Annotated in this window: 20 protein-coding genes; 9 read left to right on the top strand and 11 right to left on the bottom strand. The window is 57.4% G+C overall.

Annotation, left to right across the window (positions count from 1 at the left end):
• Positions 1 to 5: 5 nt before the first annotated feature.
• On the bottom strand, positions 6 to 1,607 hold the full coding sequence (locus tag AC2FF8_RS01135; RefSeq protein WP_496878720.1) for an arylsulfatase: 1,602 nt from the start codon (positions 1,605 to 1,607) through the stop codon (positions 6 to 8).
• A gap of 199 nt (positions 1,608 to 1,806) precedes the next feature.
• On the opposite strand from AC2FF8_RS01135, the gene AC2FF8_RS01130 reads away from it, so the two are divergent.
• Positions 1,807 to 2,487 (top strand): Crp/Fnr family transcriptional regulator, encoded by a 681-nt coding sequence (locus AC2FF8_RS01130; protein WP_496878719.1) that lies wholly within the window; start codon positions 1,807 to 1,809, stop codon positions 2,485 to 2,487.
• Between the two features lie 3 nt (positions 2,488 to 2,490).
• On the opposite strand, the gene AC2FF8_RS01125 is transcribed toward AC2FF8_RS01130, so the two are convergent.
• From AC2FF8_RS01125 to AC2FF8_RS01090, 8 genes are all read right to left on the bottom strand, one after another.
• On the bottom strand, positions 2,491 to 3,720 hold the full coding sequence (locus AC2FF8_RS01125; protein ID WP_496878718.1) for a hypothetical protein: 1,230 nt from the start codon (positions 3,718 to 3,720) through the stop codon (positions 2,491 to 2,493).
• Positions 3,717 to 5,213, bottom strand: coding sequence for a VWA domain-containing protein (locus AC2FF8_RS01120; protein ID WP_496878717.1), 1,497 nt, complete (start codon positions 5,211 to 5,213; stop codon positions 3,717 to 3,719). Before AC2FF8_RS01120 ends, AC2FF8_RS01125 begins: the two co-directional genes overlap by 4 nt.
• A gap of 2 nt (positions 5,214 to 5,215) precedes the next feature.
• Positions 5,216 to 6,199, bottom strand: a complete 984-nt coding sequence (locus tag AC2FF8_RS01115) for a VWA domain-containing protein (RefSeq protein ID WP_425078302.1) — start codon at positions 6,197 to 6,199, stop codon at positions 5,216 to 5,218.
• The gene (locus tag AC2FF8_RS01110; RefSeq protein ID WP_425078301.1) at positions 6,199 to 6,672 is read right to left on the bottom strand and encodes a DUF4381 domain-containing protein; all 474 of its coding nucleotides are present in this window, start codon (positions 6,670 to 6,672) and stop codon (positions 6,199 to 6,201) included. The genes AC2FF8_RS01115 and AC2FF8_RS01110 overlap by 1 nt, the downstream gene beginning before the upstream one ends.
• Entirely contained in the window at positions 6,669 to 7,616 is a 948-nt protein-coding gene (locus tag AC2FF8_RS01105; RefSeq protein WP_496878716.1) for a DUF58 domain-containing protein, read from the bottom strand. The genes AC2FF8_RS01110 and AC2FF8_RS01105 overlap by 4 nt, the downstream gene beginning before the upstream one ends.
• 17 nt (positions 7,617 to 7,633) lie before the next feature.
• Positions 7,634 to 8,611, bottom strand: coding sequence for an AAA family ATPase (locus AC2FF8_RS01100; protein WP_496878715.1), 978 nt, complete (start codon positions 8,609 to 8,611; stop codon positions 7,634 to 7,636).
• A gap of 122 nt (positions 8,612 to 8,733) precedes the next feature.
• Positions 8,734 to 9,840 (bottom strand): acetoin utilization protein AcuC, encoded by a 1,107-nt coding sequence (locus AC2FF8_RS01095; RefSeq protein WP_496878714.1) that lies wholly within the window; start codon positions 9,838 to 9,840, stop codon positions 8,734 to 8,736.
• 3 nt (positions 9,841 to 9,843) lie between these two features.
• Positions 9,844 to 10,929, bottom strand: coding sequence for an AI-2E family transporter (locus AC2FF8_RS01090; RefSeq protein WP_425078297.1), 1,086 nt, complete (start codon positions 10,927 to 10,929; stop codon positions 9,844 to 9,846).
• Positions 10,930 to 11,088: 159 nt separating this feature from the next.
• On the opposite strand from AC2FF8_RS01090, the gene AC2FF8_RS01085 reads away from it, so the two are divergent.
• The 3 genes from AC2FF8_RS01085 (at position 11,089) to AC2FF8_RS01075 (ending at position 14,132) form a co-directional block, all read left to right on the top strand.
• Positions 11,089 to 11,955, top strand: a complete 867-nt coding sequence (locus AC2FF8_RS01085; RefSeq protein WP_257600769.1) for a YihY/virulence factor BrkB family protein — start codon at positions 11,089 to 11,091, stop codon at positions 11,953 to 11,955.
• Positions 11,952 to 13,853: a cytochrome c3 family protein gene (locus tag AC2FF8_RS01080; RefSeq protein ID WP_496878713.1), complete on the top strand. Its 1,902-nt coding sequence runs from the start codon at positions 11,952 to 11,954 to the stop codon at positions 13,851 to 13,853. Before AC2FF8_RS01085 ends, AC2FF8_RS01080 begins: the two co-directional genes overlap by 4 nt.
• Positions 13,854 to 13,991: 138 nt before the next feature.
• On the top strand, positions 13,992 to 14,132 hold the full coding sequence (locus tag AC2FF8_RS01075; protein WP_496878712.1) for a hypothetical protein: 141 nt from the start codon (positions 13,992 to 13,994) through the stop codon (positions 14,130 to 14,132).
• Here AC2FF8_RS01075 and AC2FF8_RS01070 read toward each other — a convergent pair.
• Together AC2FF8_RS01070 and AC2FF8_RS01065 are read right to left on the bottom strand one after the other, a co-directional pair.
• Complete coding sequence (locus AC2FF8_RS01070) at positions 14,129 to 14,851, bottom strand: RlmE family RNA methyltransferase (protein WP_170344195.1); 723 nt, start codon at positions 14,849 to 14,851, stop codon at positions 14,129 to 14,131. The two genes, AC2FF8_RS01075 and AC2FF8_RS01070, sit on opposite strands and share 4 nt — an antisense overlap.
• On the bottom strand, positions 14,851 to 15,963 hold the full coding sequence (locus AC2FF8_RS01065; RefSeq protein WP_170344196.1) for a Ppx/GppA phosphatase family protein: 1,113 nt from the start codon (positions 15,961 to 15,963) through the stop codon (positions 14,851 to 14,853). Before AC2FF8_RS01065 ends, AC2FF8_RS01070 begins: the two co-directional genes overlap by 1 nt.
• 180 nt (positions 15,964 to 16,143) lie before the next feature.
• Between AC2FF8_RS01065 and AC2FF8_RS01060 the strand changes: the two genes are divergently transcribed.
• The 5 genes from AC2FF8_RS01060 to AC2FF8_RS01040 all read left to right on the top strand — a co-directional run bounded on the left by AC2FF8_RS01060 (position 16,144) and on the right by AC2FF8_RS01040 (position 21,550).
• On the top strand, positions 16,144 to 18,030 hold the full coding sequence (locus AC2FF8_RS01060; RefSeq protein ID WP_496878711.1) for a PhoX family protein: 1,887 nt from the start codon (positions 16,144 to 16,146) through the stop codon (positions 18,028 to 18,030).
• 247 nt (positions 18,031 to 18,277) lie between these two features.
• On the top strand, positions 18,278 to 18,574 hold the full coding sequence (locus AC2FF8_RS01055; protein WP_496878710.1) for a virulence factor: 297 nt from the start codon (positions 18,278 to 18,280) through the stop codon (positions 18,572 to 18,574).
• A 25-nt stretch (positions 18,575 to 18,599) separates the two neighbouring features.
• A complete protein-coding gene (locus AC2FF8_RS01050; RefSeq protein ID WP_496878709.1) occupies positions 18,600 to 19,526 on the top strand; it encodes a methylenetetrahydrofolate reductase in 927 nt (308 codons plus the stop codon).
• Positions 19,527 to 19,535: 9 nt separating this feature from the next.
• Entirely contained in the window at positions 19,536 to 20,597 is a 1,062-nt protein-coding gene (locus AC2FF8_RS01045) for a methyltetrahydrofolate cobalamin methyltransferase (RefSeq protein ID WP_170344199.1), read from the top strand.
• A gap of 125 nt (positions 20,598 to 20,722) precedes the next feature.
• Positions 20,723 to 21,550, top strand: coding sequence for a polyphosphate kinase 2 family protein (locus tag AC2FF8_RS01040; protein ID WP_496878708.1), 828 nt, complete (start codon positions 20,723 to 20,725; stop codon positions 21,548 to 21,550).
• Positions 21,551 to 21,598 lie beyond the last annotated feature (48 nt).

Raw genomic sequence — 21,598 nt, 5'->3', positions numbered from 1 at the left:
CGATTTTACTTGGAGCCGACCTGACTGAAGATCTTGTCCTTGGCGTCGCCAATCGTAAAGCTGCCCGGCTTCTGACGCGGCGGGAACTCTTCGAATGTTTCCAGGAACTGGCCCACATATTCTGCCGCAGGCAGCAGTAGGTAAACACGGTCGATATACCAATCCCAATAGGTGTTGGAAGTGACATTGGACCGTTCGTACGGATCGCGGCGCAGGTTGAAGAGCAACGGAATACGCAGTTCGGTCCAGGGCTCTGCCCAAGCACGCAAAGTCTGCGGATAGCGGTGCTCAAGAAACACTGCTTTCCAGTCATCGTAACGCAACGCAGTCAGATCACCATCGTCGGAGAAGTAGAAAATCTCGTGACGTGGGCCTTCATCTGTTTCACCCGTCAGGTACGGCAGGAAGTTGTATCCATCCAAATGCACTTTGTAGTCGCGTCCGCCGCCAACTTCAGCCACGGTGATCCCTTCAAGCAGCTGTTCCTTGATGTTCGGATTACCTGCAACCGCCAAATAGGTCGGCAACCAGTCCATGTGATGCATGATCTCGTTGCTGACCGAGCCGGCGTCGATTTTGCCGGGCCAGCGTACCATTGACGGAACACGCCAACCACCTTCGTAGTTTGTGTTCTTTTCCCCTCGGAACGGTGTCATCGCCGCATCCGGCCAGGTGTTCATGTGCGGGCCGTTGTCGGTGGAATAATGAACGATCGTGTTGTCCGCGATCCCCAGTTCATCCAGCAGGGCAAGGAATTGGCCGACATGCATGTCATGCTCGATCATCCCTGCTTGGTATTCATCCATATGCTTGCCGGCGATTTCGTCGGCTTTCGTGCGCATTTCGTCTTTGACATGAGTACGGAAGTGCATTCTGGTGCCGGACCACCAAACAAACCACGGAACACCTTCTTCCGTTTTGCGCGTGATGAAGTCGAGCGCGGCCGCAACCGTTTCGTCATCCACCGTTTCCATACGCTTTTTGGTCAGTGGGCCGGTGTCTTCGATCATTCCGTCAGCACTGGATTTTATGACCCCGCGCGGACCAAACCGTTCGCGGAATTCCGGGCTTTGCGGGTAGTCTTCGTTTTCAGGCTCTTCCTCGGCGTTCAGGTGGTAGAGATTTCCGAAAAACTCATCAAACCCATGATTGGTCGGCAACATTTCGTCCCGATCGCCCAAGTGGTTCTTTCCAAACTGACCGGTTGCATAACCTTGAGCTTTTAGTAGGCCGGCAATCGTAGGATCTTCAACCTGCATGCCCTCTTTTGCGCCCGGCAAACCAACTTTGGACAATCCGGTGCGGAACACAGACTGGCCCATGATGAACGAGGACCGACCAGCCGTACAGGATTGTTCACCGTAGTAGTCGGTAAAGATCATGCCTTCCTTGGCAACCCTGTCGATATTGGGGGTTTGATATCCCATCAGGCCCATGGTGTAGGCAGAGATGTTGGATTGACCGATGTCGTCGCCCCATATCACAAGAATATTGGGTTTTTGATCCTGCGCCCAGGCGGGCACGGCAAGGGCGGCAGTAACGGTCGCCACGGCGAACCGGCGCAGTGTTCTGCGCCAATTGTCTGCAATCATTCGTGGAGATGACATGAAGTGCTCCTGATCAGTCGGGTCTTAACGACCCGGAAAAGAAAAATAAATTTGAAGCCGCGAGCCTATACTTTGAAGCTGCAAGCAAGTTGTTGATTGCCCGCACAAAAAACAGATACTTGTTCGAGCAGTGAACACAGTTATTTTAAGCGATGAAACGTATCGAAAACTTATCATATGATTATTTTGAAAGATACAAATGTTTGATTCTGATGAGGATATGCGGATTCTGACCCAAACCGACTGGTTTGGCGCGCGCGATTCAAGGTTTCAGAATGATCTAATGACCGTCGCAGTTCACAGAACCTTCGATTCCGGAGAAACCCTTTACCACCACGGCGATCAGGCCAATGGTATTTTCGCGGTGCTTTCAGGCGCGCTTCAGATCACCGCACCTGCCGATGACGGACGGGAATTCGTCTTGCATCAGGATGGATCGGGTTTCTGGATCGGGGATCTTGCGCTTTTCTCCGGGGCGAAACGGCTGGTCAGCGTCGTGACAACGCAAAAGACCCGCACGTTGTTTTTTCCCGGTTCCCGCGTGGCAAGATTGGTTCGGAAAAATCCGGAATACATCCGTGATTTCTATGCGTTGACGCATGAAAACATGAAGACCGCACTGCGCATCATGGCCAATCTTGCGGTTACGGGGTCTGAAAAGCGTCTGGCGCTGCGCCTGTTGCATCTTGATGAAGGCACCTTGAAATCGGATGGGTGGATTGTCGTGTCTCAGGAAGAGCTTGCTGAAATGGTTGCGGTATCTCAGCCGACGTTGCACCGGCATCTGCACCACCTGGCGGATCTGGGCCTGGTGGAATTGGGCTATGGCCGGCTACGGTTGATCGATCGGCGCAAGCTGATCAGCAACTGTCAAAGTTGAAATCTAAGGGTTGAGCGGGGGCAAAGACCCGCCCTTGCGTTCTTTTGCGCTGTTCAGTGCACCCAGGTGTTGCATGGCCGCTTGCCAATCTTCCGGGCTGTTGCCAGCCGTCGCTGAATACCGCGCAGCACCGATCTTCATCAGGCTGTTCTCAAGATCCAAAGAACGCTCGGGATGCGCGCTGCGTGATTTCCAAAGATCCAATGCCTGATAAACCGCGCGCAGATCCCGTGAGTGCAAAGCGGATTGCAAGGCATCGACGGCATATCTCTCCGAAGCCAGATACCTGCGGCGCCGTTCCGTTTTCCAGGTTGCATAGCGCGGGCGCAGAAACCTTCCCAATGTCCACAATGCGAATACTGCAATGACAAGGAAAAGAACTGATTTGATGATGGTTTGCGCGTCTGGTGGCTGTCGCTTGGGGGGTGTCAGTGAAAGCGTGGTCGCGGGAAGTGATGCCGTTTCGATCTGACCGGTGTCCAGATTGAACCAGTCGATCGAAACGGCCGACAATTGTGTGTCGCCACCATCTTGGGCGATGTACACGGTTTCTTCGACCCGCTGCCCGGACAGGATGCCCCGGTCCTCTGTTTCTGAAAAGCGGGGTTCCTTGGGATAGGCGCGAAGCAGTTGGCTTTGATCCTGCGGCGTCAGCGCCGGGATTGTCAGGGCCGTGGTGCCAGAGATCTGCGCGCTTATCTCACGCGTGATGGAATCGCCGGCCTGCATATCGGTCGGGCCGTCCAGTTTCTGATCAAGAGAGAAACCGCTTGCGATGATCAGCGGGTCAAGACCCTGAGCGCCATCCGGGATTTCTGCATTGAGCTGTATGGGGGGAAGCGCTACCGAAACCTGAACCGGGTCATTGGACTGCGGATCGGCAAATGTCACGACAACCTCTTGCGCGTCATACGCGACCGGCCCTGGTGCCAACGGATACAGGCGATAACTGCGCTGCACCCCCGACCACGTCTCTCCGTCCACCGTTTCGCTTACCGGACCAGAAGCCCTTTCAGGCAGGCGAACCAGGATGTTTTGTTGCTCCAATGATGGGAATACGGGCGGTTGCGGCATGAAGGTCGGAACCAGAACCTTGATGCGGACGATGGCGGGCTGGCCGACGATGACGGCCTGGTTCGGGATGTCGACTGAAACCTGCGGTTGGTAGGATGAACTGTCCTGTGCGGACAAGGAAACCGGCATCAGCAGAATGAAGACAGCAAGGTATCTCATTCTGTTTGCTCCTGATTTTCCAACAGGAAACGGTTTTTCAGAAAGTCCTGCATATCGGTGTCGATCATACTGATCCACTGGTCGGCGGACAGTGACTGCGGCCCGTCCTCAGCGGCTTGAACCGTGGTGTCACTGCCGCGTGCTGCGTCGTTGTCAAACACCGTATCATCTGCACCGATGCCAGCTTCTTCGCCGGTATCGGACTGTTCGCGCGTCGTTTCGACATAGTCCAGGATGGCTTTGGATACCTCGAGATTATGCTGGGCTTCGGGCCAGTCGGGGCGACGGTCCAAGGCGGTTTCGAACGCCGATATGGCTGGGCGATACTCGCGGTTCCTTATGCGGGCCATTCCTTCGGCAAACGCAGCTTCCGGCGTGTCCAGCGTGGAAAAGACGGACGACGCCTTTTCGTATTGACCATCCCTGAGATAGGCATAGCCCCTGCGATATGGGTCTTCGAACATCTCGGCCGCGTCGCCAAACCGTTTTTGGTTCATCGCAATCTGGCCCTGTTGGTCAGGGGTGAAAAACCAGTCTCTCCATCCTTCCGCGCGCGCTCCGGATGCGGGCAACACAATCAAAGCCAGAATTGCCCATCGGACCACCCAGCCTTTCCGGAACCATAGCAGGGACAGCAGTGCAGCAGGCCAGGCCAGAATCCAGCCTTTGTCCTGCCAGTCCAGGCGGTCATCGTCATCCAGGGCGGCAGTATAGGCTGATTGGATACGGCGCGTCAGTTGAGTGACGTCCCGGTCGTCGTTCGAAAACGCCACCACTGATGCATTCTGGAGGTTGTCCAACTGAGCAATACGACCACCGTCAGGCAGCATGGTGAGAAAGAAAATATCAGTATTCGAAGCACTTAACCCAGATACCTGAGATGGATCGAGGTCATCCAGCACGAACAACACAGCCCCCGGGCCGTCGCTGTCATCCAGAATGGACAGAGCCAACGCAAGCGCATCGGCTGCGGCATCGCCGTCCTTCGGCATCACCTCGGGCGTCAACCCCTCAAGCAACGGACGAAGTATGTTCGCATCTTCGGTCAAAGGGGCAACGCGATGCGGGGTTCCTGCATAGGCGATCAGGGCGGTTCGAGCACCGGCGCGTTCGTTGATCAGGTCGGAAATCTTGAACCGTGCCCGATCCAGTCGGGATGGCGCCAGGTCCGAGCTTTCCATGCTGTCGGTGACTTTGAGAGCGATCACCAACGGAGCTGTATCCGCGATCAGCGGGTTGGGCGCACGCGACCATGTCGGGCCCGAGGCTGCCAATGTGACAAGCGCCGCAATGATCATCGCAACGTCAATGGGCTGGACGCGCCGGTTTTCTTCCTTGCCCAACAGCAAGGCCTCGGCAAGATGCGGGGCGATCCCTGACGGCCGTTTGGTTTCTGCCATCGGTCTGGGTCTGATCCGCCACCACAACGCAAAGATGGGGATGAGAAGCAGCAGGTAATAGCCTCGGATAAAATGGAAATCAGCCAGATCCATCGTCAAACGGCCCCCTGGTGTCGCTGTGAGAAATGAAACCCGGCCATGCTGACCAAAATGACGATCAGCGCGAATAGCAACGGAATATGGGCAAGGCTTTGTTTGGGGCGATAGCTTTGCGTTTCCACAATTCTGGGGTTCAGTGAATCAATGCGTTCATAGGTCTGTTCAAGGGCCGTTGCATCGTCGGCAAAGAAATACTCTCCGCCTGTGCGATCGGCTATGTCCTTCAATGCCTGAAGATCGACGCGGTCTTCGCCCGTGGCATTCGGGTCTCCGACACCAATCGTATAGACAACCACGTTCTTTTCCGCAGCAATGGCCGAAGCGTTGACCGGTGTCATGCGACTGGACGTATCGGCGCCATCGCTGAGGACAATCATCAGGCGCTGGTCAACCTCGCTGGATTCAAAGGTTCGAATGCCAAGTCCTATGGCATCGCCCAAAGCGGTGTTCGGACCCGCCATGCCAACTTGAGTTTGGTCCAGAAACCCATTCAAACTGTTCAGATCTTCCGTGAAGGGCGCTTGAATGAATGCGCGTGTTCCAAAGATGATCAGCGCCATCCTGTCACCATCTCTTTCAGAGATGAATTGCTTCAGAACCTCTTTGACCGCCTCCAGCCTTTGCATCGGGGCACCGGATCCGGTCTGAAAGTCGCGCTGATCCATCGAGCCGGAGATATCCAGTGCCAAAACCACATCGCGGGCTGACTTTTCCATCACGACGGGATCGCCCAGACGCTCCGGACGCGCCAGCGCCAGAACCAGAAGTATCCAGATCAAGGCGGCGCTTGCTGTTTGCAGCCGGGCCCGGGTTCGGATCATTGACCCGGATTGCGGCTCGACACCGGCCGCCTGGGCCACGCGGCGGAAAAACGGAATGCGAATGGACGCGGTTGTTTCCCGCCGGGGCGGAGCAATGGCGTAGACCAGCAGCGGCAGCGGCAGGAGCAAAAACACCCAAGGCGCAGAGAAGGAAAACATCACGGTCCCCGATGCGGTTTATGGGACTTGACCCAATGCCGAGCAAGTTGTGTCAAGGCGCGGTTTGGCGGCAGGTCCTTGTACGGCGCTTCGATCAGTGATTGTCCTGTGTTCGATAAAAATGTGGAATCATCAGATGTTTGCGAAAGGAAGCTCAACCAATCATCCCCGTGAATCCCTGCAACCTGCTTGCGCGGATATGCGACCAATGCGGTGCGGCGAAGGATTTCGGCAACCTTTGCCGACGTGATATCCGGGTCTGCCAGCTCGGCCAGCGCTTGGTGTCGATACGCGTTCGCCCGCCTTCGCCGGACGAAAAGAACACTGACCAGTCCAACAAACCCAAGCAGTATGACGGCCAGCGCCAACCATCCCCATGTCTGTGGAACCATCGAAATAGGCGTGGGTTCCGGTGCCGGCTCGAGCATATTCAGCAGATCAACCAGAGATTTCCCTGTCGTGTCGATGCTCATTTCTGCCCCCTGCGATGCCCGAACAGATACAGCAACTGATCCAGGGCGGGTTCCGCCGTTGTCAAAGGAACAACGGGAAAACCGTGTCGCCGGGACCATGTATGCAGGTGGTTCAACCTGTCCTCCATGGACTTGCGAATTTTCCCGGACAATTCGGGGTCGGAGCTGTCGATTTCGATCTGGTCGCTGCCGTCCGAGACCGTGAGTTTCAGATTGGGCGTCAGTCCCTTTGCTGTTTTGTCCGCAATATTGAACACGATCAGATCGTTTGAGACCGCAATGCGGCGCAGCAAGGATTCCGATCTTTCGTCAAGCCCGTCACAATCGGAAAACAGGCAAACCAGCCCGTTGGTTTGGGACATACGCGCGGCTTCCGACAACATGTCATTCAAAGCCACGGTTGGTTGCGGGTTCAAGGCAGCATGCAAGGCCGAATTGGCAGCCCCGATGGATGACAGAAACCGCATGAGCGCAGCAGCGCGGCGCTGCGGCCTGTGTTCCGCAACGCTCGTGTCGTTGAAGACCAGACCACCGACACGATCGCCCTGGCCGAGAACGCGATGCGCGGTGATTGCGGCAGCTTCGGCGGCGATGACCGATTTCATGTAGACCTCCGTTCCGAAAAACATCGAAACGCGTTGATCGACCAGCAACAGGGCAGGGCGGTCTCGTTCCTCGGTATAGACCCTGACATGGGGCTCACCGGTTCGCGCCGTGACTTTCCAGTCAATGGTGCGGATGTCGTCGCCCGGTTGGTAGTTGCGCAATTCTTCGAAGTTCAGGCCGCGTCCGCGCAGGCGTGATGCGTGTGTTCCATTCAGGATCGACCGGGCAGGCTGACGTGGCAAAAAGCTCAGGGCACGGGAATGCAGTTCCAGACGCAACAGGTGATCCGCAGTGACGTGAATGCGGGGATCATCGGGATATGCTGAGGATTGATGCACCCGGCCAACCCGAACCGTCAGGGCAGCGCGACGAGACGCAGGATTTCCGCGATCACGTCATCTGCCGTTTTGGCGTTCCCCTGCGCCTCGAAGCTCAGCGTGATGCGGTGACGGAACACGTCATGTGCTATGGCTCGAATATCCGCAGGGTCCACATAATCACGCTGGTTCATCCACGCATGCGCCCGACCGCATTTGTCCAATGCCAATGAGGCACGCGGGCTGGCACCGATTTCGATCGAGCTGGCCAGTTCTGCGCTGAACGCCGCAGGCGTCCGGGTCGCCTGAACCAGATCGGCCATATACCGGTCCATTGCATCCGAAACATGGATCTGCCCGATTTCCGAACGCGCTGCAAAAACGGCGTCCTGCGGGATCGTCGGTGGTGGCTCGCTTGACGCGCCTTTCCCGGCGGCGATCTCTTCGCCCCGTACCAGCCGGATCACTTCAACCTCGTCTTCGACCGGCGGATAGGTGATCTGAACATGCATCAGGAACCGGTCCATCTGCGCTTCGGGCAGGGGATAGGTGCCTTCTTGTTCAATGGGGTTCTGGGTTGCCATCACGATGAACAATGGTTCCATCTTGTGGGTGGTTCCGGATACAGTGACCTGCCGTTCTTCCATCGCTTCCAGCAAAGCGGCCTGTACCTTTGCCGGTGCCCTGTTGATCTCGTCAGCGAGGACGATGTTGGCAAAGATCGGCCCGGGTTCAAAGCGAAAGGTGCCGCCCTCATCAGTTTGTTGAAAAACCTCGGTTCCCGTCACGTCTGAAGGCAGCAGATCAGGCGTGAACTGGATCCTGCTGAACTCTGCGTCCAGATTGCGTGCCATCGCCTTGACTGCACGTGTTTTGGCCAATCCGGGCAGACCTTCGATCAGAAGGTTTCCGTTGGCCAGCATCCCGATCAGCAGTCGGTCGATGACCTCGGTTTGCCCGATGATGGACTGGCTCATGCGGGCCTTGAGATCAAGTATCTGATTAAGTGCATTCATAGGAGGTGGTCCAATCGGTGCCAAACTGAAAGAATTGAATTGATGACGGAACAGGGGTTGGGTCGGTCAGGAATATCCCGAAATGTCGGAATGTTAGCAGGCTTTGAAAGGCCGATCTACTGTCAATGTCTGGCGGTGAGGCGACGTAAACCGTCCTTCACTTCCTGTCGTATGGGGCCGGGGTTTGGCGCGTCTCGCAAACTGTTCAGCCAGTGGGGTTGAGGCGCCTGTCCTGCGGCCCTGCTCCAGGTCAGATCCCGCAGGATTTTCTGTGGAGCGTCGTCAAGTGTGTCAGGAACTTCAAAGTCATTCAGGGTGGCCCAAACGCCGCTCCACAATCGCCCTACGGACCAGGGGTTGTACCCTCCGCCGCCCAGAACCAGAAAACGAGCCGAAAGCTGCTTCAGCGCCGCGACCGTTCGCCAATGTGCGTTGTTGGACAGGGTCAAACGCGAAAGCGGGTCTTCGGCCACGGCGTCGGCCCCGCATTGCAGGACAATCGCTTGCGGTTTGAACGCCTCGGTGGCTGGCAGGATCAATTGATCCAGAATGGCGGTGAATTCTTCGTCATTCAGATGTCTTGGAACCGGCAGGTTGAAGGCCGCGCCACCGGCGTCTTCCTCAAGTTGGCCCGTGAACGGCCACCGCCGCGTTTCATGCACCGAGATCATCCGGACTCTGTCCGACCCGCGAAACGTAAGTTCAACCCCATCGCAATGATGGGCGTCGATGTCGACATAGACCACGCGATCCAGGCCAGCGTTCAATAGGGTCTGTATCGCCAGAACCGGATCGTTCAGATAGCAAAACCCGTTCGCCCGGTCCGCAAGGCCATGGTGGGTGCCGCCCGCAGGGTTGAAAACGATCCCTCCATCCCGGATCAGTTCGGCGGCCAGCATGGAACCACCGGCGGCGGTTGCTGGCCGGCGATACATCTCGGCGAAGACCGGGTTCGACAGAGTCCCCAAACCGTATTTATCCCGTGTTTCGTCCGTGACATGCTGGTCCGCTTCCGCCTTTTGCAGGGCGGCGATATAGTCCGGCGTATGAAACCTTTCCAATACACTTGGCTTTGCGCAGGGGCTGACGCGGTAGTTCTCGGAGGTCAACCATCCCAGTTCGCGACACAGATCGATGACGGTTGAAACCCGCGGGATGGCCAGCGGGTGTTTTGAACCGTAGGTCGAGTTGCGGTAGATATCGGATCCGATGAACAGGGGACGCTTCATGACCTAGCTTGCTGCGGCCTGACTGTTGTCCTCGCCCAATCTGCCATCCAGAGACATCAGTATGGCAACCGGCCGAAGGGCCGGGATGTGGCTGAAAACGATCAGGATGCATACGGTCAAAGGCACACTCAGAAACGCTCCGATCAGGCCCCAGACCGTTGTCCAGAAGGTCAGGGCCAGAATGACAAGAAAGGTCGACATGTTCAGGGATCGGCCAAGCATGGCCGGATCAAGGAAATTGCCGATCAGGAATTGGATCGTTCCACATCCCAGCACGATGACCAGGAAGGGGATGATCGTTTCGAATTGAACAAGTGCGATCATGGCCGGAAAAAACACCGCTATGATCGAACCGATCGAAGGAATGAAGTTCAGGGCAAAGGTCAGTACGGCCCATGTTTCCGCGTATTCCAGACCAAGCGAGCGGAAAACCGTATAGCTGATGGTTGCCGTTATCAGGCTGATCAGGGTTTTGACGCCGACATAGCGTTGCAAGCTGACCGAAATCGCATCGAGCATGGCGGAAAACTCGGCTGCGGCGACAGGATCTCCGGCGGCCAGTTGGATCTTTTTCCGAAACGCCAGTCGTTCGGCCATCAGAAAGGCGACATAAAGGCTGATCAGGAAGAACTGGTTCAACAATGAGGTGGCGCTGCCCAGCAATACGCGTGCGACATAGGACATGTCGATACTGACCAGATTGTCACGAATGAAGGTGGTCACGTCGTTGCCGACCAGCCCCGTTACACGCTCGACGGCACCATCAAACTGGTTTTCATAGGTGCTGATCGAGCGTGCAAACTGCGTCGCCTGACTGCCCAGCACGTACATGATCATGAACAAACCCGCCAGAACGACGGTCACACCGGCAATATTGGCCAGCCAGACCGGAGCGCGGGTCAGGGCGACGACGCGATCGCTCAGCGCGATGATCAGAACATTGACCAGCAGCGCCATGGCAAGCGGGATCAGGAAGTTTGCCCCGGCATAGAGGCCCAGCACGATCAGCGTCGCGATGATGCATGTATCCCGGACAACAGACAGTCGAAGCCTGGGACTAACCGTAATGTCTTTTTGATCCGGGGTCATTCGGTATCCTGTGTCTGGCGCATTTCCCGTCCTGCGCGACCCAATCCTGCACGCGAGGTCTTGTTTATGCAATGCGTTCAGGCGTTTGTTGGCCCTCATTCTCCAAATAGATATTCATGACGGGTTCTGTGTTCCATTTCGGCAGGTTAGGGTTGCCGCATGACCACTGCCGCGAATCCCCTGTTTGGCCGACCTGTTCAGGCGCTTTGGCTGTCGATCCGTCGGTTCAGCAGAAAGAACGGCTTTGTCATGAGCAGCCATGTGGCCATGTCGCTGATGATGGCGCTGTTTCCTTTTGTGCTGTTCACCGTGGCGCTGGCAGGGGCGTTGTCGCAAGGCTATGTCACGGATGAGTTGATTGACCTGATTTTCGGAGCGTGGCCCAAGGATGTCGCAGATCCCATCGTGGCCGAACTGCGGGCCGTTCTTGCCGGATCCGGTTCGGGTGTCATCACCTTGGGTGGTTTGCTGGCGATCTATTTTGCTTCCAACGGCGTTGCTGCCGTACGTGCAGCCATGAACCAGGCCTACCATGACGAAGACAGTTGGCCGTTCTGGAAAACCCGGCTGCTCTGCCTGGTGCTGGTCATTCTGGGTGGGTCGGCCATTCTGATCATCGCCGCCGTCGAGGTGGTTTTGCCGGTCTATACGAAACTGGTGGCCGAACACACGGAAGTTGCCGTGGCCAACTGGTTTTCCGTGGATCGCCTGCGCTGGACGTTCACGGTGGCGGTTCCTGCGGGCACCGTTCTTCTGGCACATCTCGTGCTGCCGACCCGCAGGCACAGCCTGATGCAAATTCTGCCCGGCGTCCTGCTGACTTTGGCCTTGTGGGCGGCCGGTGGATGGGCGTTTTCGATTTATATCAGTCAGTTCGCCACCTACAGCGCCACCTATGCAGGATTGGCGGGGGCCATGGCGGCATTGATTTTCCTGTATCTCTATTCCGCGATCCTGATTCTGGGGGCCGAATACAATGGTGCATTGATTGATCTGCAAAATGCCTCAGAAGGAGAAACGGCATGAGATTTGCCCTGATACTGGCCTGCCTTGCAATCGCTGGCGAAGTTCAGGCGCAGACCCCAGAATATGTGGGCTCAGATCAGTGTACTGACTGTCATCAGCAAGAAGCCGAAGCCTGGGCTGGGTCACATCATGCGCTGGCGTGGACAGATACCACTGACGGCGCTCTTGCGGCCGATTTTGACGGAACCCGGTTCGATCATGACGGTATGTCCGTCCAGTTCAAACGTGAGGCAGGCAGGTACTCGGCCCGCGTAACGGAAAAAGACGGTGCGACGACGGAATATGACGTGCATTCCGTCGTTGGAATCGAACCCTTGCAGCAATACCTTTTCGAGACCGAACCGGGCCGTTTGCAAAGTTTCGACGTGGTTTGGGACACAGAGCAAAAGCGCTGGTATCACCTGTACCCTGATCAGGACCTGCCGCCTGATGACGGGTTGCATTGGACAGGCCCCTACAAGAACTGGAACGCGCGCTGCGCTGAATGTCATGCCACGGGTTTTGAGAAGAACTACAATCCTCAAACCAGATCCTACACGTCTCAGCAGGCCGAAATCGGGGTCGGGTGCGAGGCCTGCCACGGGCCGGGGTCCGCTCATATCGATTGGGTCCGGGAACAGGGGTCTTCAGATGGCCTGGGCAATGCCGGCTTTCTGTTGAGTTGGGGCAAGGGGCGGACCGAAGAAGAAATACAGCAATGCGCCGGATGTCATTCCCGGCGCGAAGCGCATGGCAACGGAAACCCGGTTCCGGGAACTCCGTACCATGATGCGTATAATCTGGCTGTGCTGCGCCCCGGGACCTATCATCCCGACGGGCAGATACTGGATGAGGTTTACGTCTACGGCTCGTTCCTGCAATCCAAGATGTACGCGCAGGGCGTCGGATGCATGAACTGCCACGAGCCGCACAGCGCAGAATTGAAAGCCGAAGGAAACGGGGTTTGCACCCAGTGCCATTCGCCTGCCGGAAATCCGGAATTCGCCACCCTTGCCGCAAAGGACTATGACACGCCTGCGCATCACAATCACCTGGAAGGCGGGGAAGGGGCCCAATGCAAAAGCTGCCATATGATCCAGCGGACCTACATGGGTGTCGACGGTCGACGCGATCACAGCTTTCGCATACCCCGACCGGATCTTGGGTTGGGCGTTGATGCCTGCACTGACTGCCATCAAGACCAGGACCAGGCCTGGGCTGCAAGCCAGATTGAAGGCTGGTTTCCGGAATCGCCAAATCGACGCCCGCATTATGGGACAGTTTTCAAGGCTGCGGCCGAAAGGCAGCTCGACACGCCCGAGGGTTTGCTTGCCGTCGCAATGGATGCGTCGCAGCCCGGGATCGTAAGAGCAACCGCCGCATATCTTATGCAGCCGTTTGGCTCGCCAGAGATAGCCGCTGTCACAGCGTCGCTTTTGCAGGAAGATGACCCGCTGATACGAGCGAATGCAGCGGCGCTGCAACGTCAGGCCAGCCCGGCAGATCAGGTGCGCAGGCTCGAACCGTTGCTGTCTGATCCTCTGCGAAACGTGCGCATCGCTGCCGCCAAAGAGTTCCTGAGCATACCGCCGCAGGGTTTGACGGCCGAGCAACGGACCAAGCTTGGGCAGGGCATGTCGGAATGGCAGCAGTCGATTTCGAATAGGCTGGATGCCCCGGAAACCCACCTTGTACTGGGGGGCATGGCTTTGACGCTTCGCAATGCTCCTGCGGCTGAACAGGCCTTTCGCGAAGTTGTGACGCTGGACCCGCAGCGGGCCGAGGCGTGGCCGATGCTGGTACAACTGGCGCAGATCAATCGCGGTCCGGAAGCTGCGCGCATAGTGCTGCAAGAGGCGCTGGACAGGCTGCCGGATGATCCGAACCTGCTGCAATTGTCGCAACAACTCAGCCCCTGAACCGGCATATACGTGCCCGATTTGCTCCATGTTCGCGGCAAAATTCCCCGCTAACAACATTTCAGGTGTGCTGTTCAGAGGTGACGGATGTCCATTGAAGTGTCAAAGCAGAGACCAACGGGTGTACGATCTATTTCGTTGGCGCAACGTATTGAAGAGTTGCGCAGCCGCGAACCTGAATACCTGACCCATGGTGACACATTGATGTTGCAGGGCATGGCGGCCACGTCGTTGCGCGAACAACGCCTGAGCGGAATTCGCATTCGGTTGGATGATTAAGAATCGCCGCGAAACCCTGTTGCCACAACGAATTTTTCCGAACTGTCCGAGCGTGACGCAGGCGGTTTGACGTTGGCAACTTTCTGAAATTTCTGCTTCAGCAGTTTTTGCAGATCGCCTTCAGCACCACCGGCCAGAACTTTGGCGACGAAGGTTCCGCCTTCTTCCAGAACGTCAAACGCGAAATAAGCTGCGGCTTCGCACAGCGCCATGATTCGCAGGTGATCGGTCTGCTTGTGACCAGATGATGCCGCGGCCATATCCGACATCACGACGTCTGCCTTGCCGTCCAGCCAGTCTTTGACCTTCTGGTCGGCGTCATCTTCCATGAAGTCCAGCACATGGATCTCGGCGCCGGCGACCGGTTCGACCTCTTGCAGGTCAATGCCCAGCACCGATCCGATCCGTTTGCCTGATTTCTCGCCCAGCGCGTTCACCCGCTTGACGGCGACCTGACACCAGCCACCGGGCGCGCAACCCAGATCCACCACGCGCGCGCCGGGCACCAGAAAGCGGAATTTGTCGTCCAGTTCCAGAATTTTATATGCCGCTCGCCCACGATATCCATCGGCCTGAGCGCGTTTTACATAAGGATCGTTCAACTGCCGCTCGAGCCAGCGGGTCGAGCTGAGCTTGCGCCCGCGCGCTGTCTTGACCTTGACCTTCAGGTCGCGCTGTCCGCGGCCTGAATTGTTTTTTCCACTTGGTGTCTTCGCCATCAGAACGGTCCGTCTTCTAATACACCGTCCGCGCTCATCTGTGCATAAAGCAGACCTTCGCGCAGCCCCCGGTCCGCCACCGAAAGGCGGTCAGTGGGCCAGCAACGAAGCAAAGCCTGCAATATGGCCGAACCGGACATGATCAGGGCTTGCCGGTCTTCACCGATGCGAGGGTCCCGGCGCCGCCCATGAGGGCCGAGTTCTAAATACCCGCGTATGACTTTGTCAATCTGATCGCTGGTCATGCGCAGCCCGTCCACTTTGGTCCGGTCATACCGCTTGAGGCCCAGATGCGAGGCCGCCACAGTGGTGACCGTGCCGCTGGTGCCGACGATCTGAAACCCTTCGCGCGTCTGTTCGTCCTTGTAGGGCGCAAAATCGGCAAGGTTTTCCTCGAAAAACCAACTCATCAACGCGAAACGGGCGGCGTCATCCTCGACATCATTGAACTGGTCCCGCAGCGTGGCGACGCCCAGCGGTACGCTGATCCAGTCAACGACCTTGGCCGCGGGAAAAGGGCTGTCGACAGTGTGAAACCCGTGATGCAGCCGCATGATGGCCGCGGGTCGGTCGCGGCGTGGAACGGACGAGATGTCGATCCAGACCAATTCGGTCGAACCGCCTCCAATGTCGACGACCAGCAACTGCTCGGTCTTGGTCGAAACCAGCGGGGCACAGGAAATCACCGCCAGACGGGCTTCTTCCTCGGGCTGAATGATCTCAAGCGTGAGCCCGGTTTCGCGCTTCACCTGCCGGATGAATTCGCGCGAGTTCTTGGCGCGGCGGCACGCCTCGGTGGCGATCAGACGCATCCGTTTGACCTTGTTGCGTTTCAGCTTTTGCTGACAGATTCGCAATGCCTGAACGGTGCGCGACATCGACGCCCGCGACAGTCGTCCGGTGCGTTCCAGACCCGCGCCCAACTGCACGGATTTGGAGAAGCTGTCGACCACATGAAACCCACTTCCCTTGGGCTGGGCTATCAACATGCGGCAACTATTTGTCCCCAGATCCAGTGCCGCATAAAGAGCATCCGGATCGGGTCTTGCCGGCGCGGGGCTTTCGACCGCTTTCGGGAACGCGCCCGCACCTTTGGGACGCTTGGGCGCCATCGTTACGCCCTCCGATTTTCGAGTTACCCCGACCCTAGGCGGGGGATCGCCGACGTGCAAGTGATTTCAAGTTTGAAATTAACGCGCGTGTCACGTGCCGTTCATACTGGGGTGCGATGGGCATCCACGGAACCCTCAGCGGGATTCTTTACGAGCTTACAGCCAGGTATGGAGATTGCCATGAAAGACGATCACACCCTTTCCTTTGATGAATACGATGAAATCATAAGCCCACGACCCGAAGAATGTGACTTTGACCGCGTTGTCGAGCGTTCGTTGTCGCGTCGCGGGTTTATGGGGGGCGTTCTGGCGATGGGCAGTTTCGCTGCCGTTGGCGGCTCGGTTCTGCCGACAGGTGCCCGCGCGGCGGCGGACCGTTTCTCGTTCGAGGCGATTCCGGTTTCGACGGCGGACGAAGTGACTGTGCCTTCGGGCTACAAGGCCGAGGTCATGGTGCGCTGGGGTGATCCGCTGTGGTCGGACGTTCCGGAATTCGATCATGACACCCGAGGCACGGCGGCCAGTCAGGAACGCGCATTTGGTGACAACACGGATGGCCAGGATGTGTTTTTCCACGACGGCCATGTTCTGCTGGTGGTGAACAACGAATATACCAACCGCGGCATTCTTTGGGGCAACAATCCGGACGCCAAGCCAGCATCCGATGACGACATCGCAAAGGGCATGATGGCGCATGGTGTCACGATCGTGGAAATCGCGAACACCGATGGCAACTGGGGCATCGTAAAGGACAGCCCGTATAACCGCCGCGTTACACCGCAGACCGAAATGACCATCACGGGTCCGGCCGCCGGCCATGACTTGATGAAAACCGCCGCCGATCCGTCCGGCACGACGTGCAAGGGAACATGGAACAATTGCGGAAACGGCATGACACCGTGGGGCTCGTATCTGGCCTGTGAAGAGAACTTCAATGGTTACTTCTCGGCTGAGGATGAAAACCACGAGACCAGCCCGGAACTGAAACGCTATGGCGTATCGGCCAGCGATTGGGGCTATGGCTGGGCCAAGATCGACGACCGTTTCGACGTGTCCAAAAATCCCAATGAACCAAACCGTGCCGGTTATGTCGTCGAGATCGATCCGACCGATCCGGCATCGACACCGCGCAAGCTGACAGCACTGGGACGCTTCAAGCACGAAAACGCCGAAGTCATAGTGAACAATGACGGCCGTGTCGTTGTTTACATGGGCGATGATGAACGCGGCGAGTTTCTTTACCGCTTTGTCTCGGAAGGGGTTTATGCCGCTGGTGTGGATACCAACGCGCTGTTGGAAAAAGGCACACTTTCGGTTGCCAAGTTCAACGACGACGGAACCGGTGAGTGGCTCGATCTGACACCTGAAACCACCGGGCTTGCATCGCAGGCCGAGGTTTGCATCCACACCCGTCAGGCTGGTTCGGCGGTTGGAGCAACCACCATGGATCGTCCCGAGTGGGTCGCGGCCAATCCAAACGCGCCCGAGGTTTACTGTTGCCTGACCAACAACAAGAACCGTGGCGTCAAGCCGAATGCAGGGGGCGACGATACCTCGACCAACGGCCCGAACCCGCGGGACAAGAACCATTACGGTCAGATCCTACGCTGGCGTCCGGATGGCGGCGATCATGCTGCGGCTGGCTTCGGCTGGGATCTGTACGTGCTGGCAGGCAATCCCACGGTCCACGAAGACGCCTATGCCGGATCCGAGAACGTGAACGCCGACAACATGTTCAACTCGCCCGACGGTTTGAAGTTCGACAGCAATGGCTTGTTGTGGATCCAGACCGATGGCAATTACGGCAACGAAGGTGACTTTGCCGGTCAGGGCAACAACCAGATGCTGGCAGGTGACCCTGTCACCGGTGAAATCCGCCGCTTTCTGGTTGGACCGAATGGATGCGAGGTCACCGGTCTCAGCTGGTCGCCGGACCGTCGTACGATGTTCGTCGGCATTCAGCACCCGGGCGAAAAAGGCAACAGCCACTGGCCTGAAGGCGGTGACTCGGTGCCGCGTTCGGCCATTGTCGCCATTACCCGCGAAGATGGCGGTCTGGTCGGCTAAGGCCATTTGATCCATCACTTCTTGCCTCGGGCGGTTTTTCCCGTCCGGGGTTTTTCTTTTTCATGCAGCGCTTTCATAGTGACGATGAGAATTATGATATGCGCGTTTGCCGGAAAACTGGTTACAAGCCCGATACACCACCGTGGGCAAAAACGTCGCTGGAAAAGCGCCGTGTGTCGAAAATCGACCGACCCAGGCCTACATTGAAGTTTAGAACCGGCCCATCGGGTTAGGAGGAATCACAGCAATGCCTGACGTCACCATCGTGTATTGGCGCGACATTCCCGCTCAGGTCATCGTCGGCAAAGGCCGTCGTGGCGCAAAGCGGCAGTTGGAGGAACGGTTTGAACAAGCCATCGACCGTGCCGCGATGAAGGTGAACGCCAAGGACAGTGATGCCTATCTGGCCGAATGGCGCAAAGCCGAACCTTTCGCGGTCGAAGGCGATCCTTCCGAGATCGCCGAAGCCGAAGCTGTGCGTCTGGAAACGGAATACGATCAGGACCGCGTCAAAGCGCTGATCGCCAATGACGGTTGGGCATGAGCCCCAGACTTTATGGGAGGCCGAAATGGCTTTGCTGAACTTCAAGAAACGTGATGCGGTCGAAAACGGCCCAGTAAATCCGACCGTCGAAGCCTTTTTGCAGGGCTATTCGATCGAGGTCATGCCGCGTACCGCCGAAAAGGTCGATGACTTCCGCGCGCTGTTGCCCGAGGGGACGCGCGTTTACATCGCCCATATCGAGGGCACGCCGATCGAAGACATGGTAAAGACCGCCAAGCGGATTGCGGCGGAAGGTTACCCTGTCATGCCGCACTTCCCGGCACGGATCATCAAGGATGCGGCGACGTTGGAAAACTGGATCGCCATGTACCAGGGCGAAGCAGGCGTTGAACAGGCGTTGTTGCTGGCCGGCGGTGTCGCCAACCCGCTCGGCGATTTCGACAGCTCGATGCAGTTGCTTGAAACCGGTCTGTTTGACAAGGCGGGCTTCAAGCGCCTGCACGTGGCGGGCCACCCCGAAGGCAACAAGGACATCGACCCGGACGGCTCGACCAAGAATGTCGATGACGCGTTGCGCTGGAAGCAGAAGTTCAACGAGACCACGGATGCCGAAATGGCGCTGGCAACCCAGTTCGCCTTTGACGCCAAGCCGATCATCGCCTGGGCCGACAGCCTGAAAGAAGCGGGTATCGATCTGCCGATCCATATCGGAATCGCGGGTCCGGCCAAGCTGCAAACCCTGATCAAATTCGCCATCGCGTGTGGCGTTGGCCCGTCTCTGAAGGTTCTGCAAAAGCGTGCCATGGATGTCTCCAAGCTGTTGCTGCCCTACGAGCCGACCGATGTCGTGACCGAACTGGCCAACCACAAGGCGGCCAACCCGGATTTCAACATCACCAACGTACACTTCTTCCCGCTGGGCGGGATCAAGACCAACGCCAACTGGGCGATCAATAACGGCAGCGCTTCGGCAAAGCCTGTAAACTCCTAAGGAACGGACATGACCCGAACAGTCGTAGAATCAAAAACAAAAACAGCCGTCCTGGGCTTTGACGAACCGTTCTGCGTGATCGGTGAGCGGATCAACCCGACAGGCCGCAAGAAACTGGCCGCCGAGCTGGAAGCGGGCGATTTTTCGACCGTCGAAAAGGACGCCTTGGCTCAGGTGGCAGCTGGCGCGACCGTTCTGGATATCAATGCGGGCGTTGTCTACAACTCGAATCCCAACCCGAACGAGACCGAGCCGCCGCTGATGCGCCAGATTGTCGAACTGGTTCAGGGCCTGGTTGACGTGCCGCTGTGCATCGACTCGTCGGTGCCGGGTGCGTTGGAGGCCGGTCTTGAGGCGGCTGAAGGGCGTCCTCTGCTGAACTCGGTCACCGGAGAAGAAGAGCGTCTGGAGCTGGTTCTGCCGCTGGTCAAGAAGTACAACGTACCGGTTGTGGCGATCTCGAATGACGACACGGGTATTTCGGAAGATCCCGATGTGCGTTTCGAAGTGGCCAAGAAGATTGTCGAGCGCGCGGCTGATTTCGGCATTCCCGCGCATGACATCGTGGTCGACCCGCTGGTCATGCCCATCGGTGCGATGGCAACTGCTGGTCTGCAGGTATTCGCGCTGGTCCGTCGCTTGCGCGAAGAGCTGGGCGTAAACACCACCTGTGGTGCGTCCAACGTGTCGTTCGGCCTGCCAAATCGCCACGGCATCAACAACGCTTTCCTTCCAATGGCGATGGGTGCGGGCATGACCTCGGCAATCATGAACCCTGTTGCGTTGCCTGTAGGGCCCAAGAAGATCGCAGAGAAAAAGGCTGAGATTGAAGCCAAGGGTGTCATTCTGCCTGCGGACATGGATGATGAAACCTTCTGCCAGCTGTTCGGTCTTGGCTCGACCAAGCCGCGCGCCGGTAAGGAAATGGAGGCCATTCGCGCCGCCAACCTGCTGACCAACAACGACCCGCATGGCGGTGAGTGGATCCGGTTCAACAAAGCACCGGACGAGGCGGGCGCCGCTGGGGCCGCCGGTGGCCGTCGCGGTGGTGGCCGTCGCCGCCGCGCCTGATCTGAAGGACACGGACAGCAAAGGCCGGGCTCAGCGCCCGGCCTTTTCATTTGACCCTGATCAATGTCGAATTTGCAGAAGGCTTCAGGATATCCTGATCCAGGATGCATCGATCAGGTGGCAGCATGAGTAAACATCACCCCCCAAAACTCTCGGATGCGGATCTGACCAGGAAACTGGACAAAAAAGCCTACTTTGGTCAGTTGGTCGAATTGCAGACAAGATTGGCCAGAATTCAGCAAGCCTATCTGTTTCATGGGCTCAAAGGTGTGTTGGTGTTCGAAGGGTGGGACGCTGCCGGAAAAGGCGGAACCATTCGCAGGATCAGTCAGGCCCTGGACCCGCGCAGCTTCAAGGTCTGGCCCATCGGCGCACCCCGGAACTATTATCTCAACCGGCATTATCTGCTGCGGTTCTGGGAACGCCTGCCGCCTTCGGGAGCGATTTCCGCTTTCGACCGCAGCTGGTATGGTCGGGTTCTGGTGGAGCGGATTGAAAAGCTGACCCCGGAAACACGCTGGCGGGCCGCTTATCAGGAAATCAATGATTTCGAACGAATGCTGGTCGATGACGGGACTCGAATCGTAAAACTGTTCTTCCACATTTCACAGGAAGAGCAGATGCGCCGTTTTACCGAGCGTCTGACCAATCCGATGAAACGCTGGAAGCTGACTTACGAAGATTTCAGAAACCGCGAAAAATGGGATGTCGCTGAAGTGGCCGTGGACGAAATGCTGGCGCGGACGTCGACGGAAGTTGCGCCTTGGCACGTGATCCCGTCCAACAACAAGAAATACGCGCGGATCACAGCCATGAAGGCCATTGTTGACGCGTTTTCAAAAGGGGTGGATCTGAACCCCCAGCATCTCGATCGCCGAACTTTGGAGGCAGCAGGCGCCGCCTTGGATGTCGACCAGTCCCTGATCGACAGCCTGCGGGCCCGAACCGAGTAAGAAACCGAAAAAAGTTGGTTGCGATCCGGGTTGAACGTCTGGTTGTTC

This window comes from Ruegeria sp. YTSA144, from assembly GCF_059610125.1.
Note: the sequence above shows the minus strand (reverse complement) of the source record. Positions and strands in the feature narration are given on the sequence as shown.

Excerpts from the sequence above, each read along its gene's own strand:
- AC2FF8_RS01135 (WP_496878720.1), bottom strand. The coding sequence starts at position 1,607 with ATGTCATCTCCACGAATGATTGCAGACAATTGGCGCAGAACACTGCGC.
- AC2FF8_RS01130 (WP_496878719.1), top strand. The coding sequence starts at position 1,807 with ATGTTTGATTCTGATGAGGATATGCGGATTCTGACCCAAACCGACTGG.
- AC2FF8_RS01125 (WP_496878718.1), bottom strand. The coding sequence starts at position 3,720 with ATGAGATACCTTGCTGTCTTCATTCTGCTGATGCCGGTTTCCTTGTCC.
- AC2FF8_RS01120 (WP_496878717.1), bottom strand. The coding sequence starts at position 5,213 with ATGGATCTGGCTGATTTCCATTTTATCCGAGGCTATTACCTGCTGCTT.
- AC2FF8_RS01115 (WP_425078302.1), bottom strand. The coding sequence starts at position 6,199 with ATGTTTTCCTTCTCTGCGCCTTGGGTGTTTTTGCTCCTGCCGCTGCCG.
- AC2FF8_RS01110 (WP_425078301.1), bottom strand. The coding sequence starts at position 6,672 with ATGAGCATCGACACGACAGGGAAATCTCTGGTTGATCTGCTGAATATG.
- AC2FF8_RS01100 (WP_496878715.1), bottom strand. The coding sequence starts at position 8,611 with ATGAATGCACTTAATCAGATACTTGATCTCAAGGCCCGCATGAGCCAG.
- AC2FF8_RS01095 (WP_496878714.1), bottom strand. The coding sequence starts at position 9,840 with ATGAAGCGTCCCCTGTTCATCGGATCCGATATCTACCGCAACTCGACC.
- AC2FF8_RS01090 (WP_425078297.1), bottom strand. The coding sequence starts at position 10,929 with ATGACCCCGGATCAAAAAGACATTACGGTTAGTCCCAGGCTTCGACTG.
- AC2FF8_RS01085 (WP_257600769.1), top strand. The coding sequence starts at position 11,089 with ATGACCACTGCCGCGAATCCCCTGTTTGGCCGACCTGTTCAGGCGCTT.
- AC2FF8_RS01080 (WP_496878713.1), top strand. The coding sequence starts at position 11,952 with ATGAGATTTGCCCTGATACTGGCCTGCCTTGCAATCGCTGGCGAAGTT.
- AC2FF8_RS01070 (WP_170344195.1), bottom strand. The coding sequence starts at position 14,851 with ATGGCGAAGACACCAAGTGGAAAAAACAATTCAGGCCGCGGACAGCGC.
- AC2FF8_RS01065 (WP_170344196.1), bottom strand. The coding sequence starts at position 15,963 with ATGGCGCCCAAGCGTCCCAAAGGTGCGGGCGCGTTCCCGAAAGCGGTC.
- AC2FF8_RS01060 (WP_496878711.1), top strand. The coding sequence starts at position 16,144 with ATGAAAGACGATCACACCCTTTCCTTTGATGAATACGATGAAATCATA.
- AC2FF8_RS01055 (WP_496878710.1), top strand. The coding sequence starts at position 18,278 with ATGCCTGACGTCACCATCGTGTATTGGCGCGACATTCCCGCTCAGGTC.
- AC2FF8_RS01050 (WP_496878709.1), top strand. The coding sequence starts at position 18,600 with ATGGCTTTGCTGAACTTCAAGAAACGTGATGCGGTCGAAAACGGCCCA.
- AC2FF8_RS01045 (WP_170344199.1), top strand. The coding sequence starts at position 19,536 with ATGACCCGAACAGTCGTAGAATCAAAAACAAAAACAGCCGTCCTGGGC.
- AC2FF8_RS01040 (WP_496878708.1), top strand. The coding sequence starts at position 20,723 with ATGAGTAAACATCACCCCCCAAAACTCTCGGATGCGGATCTGACCAGG.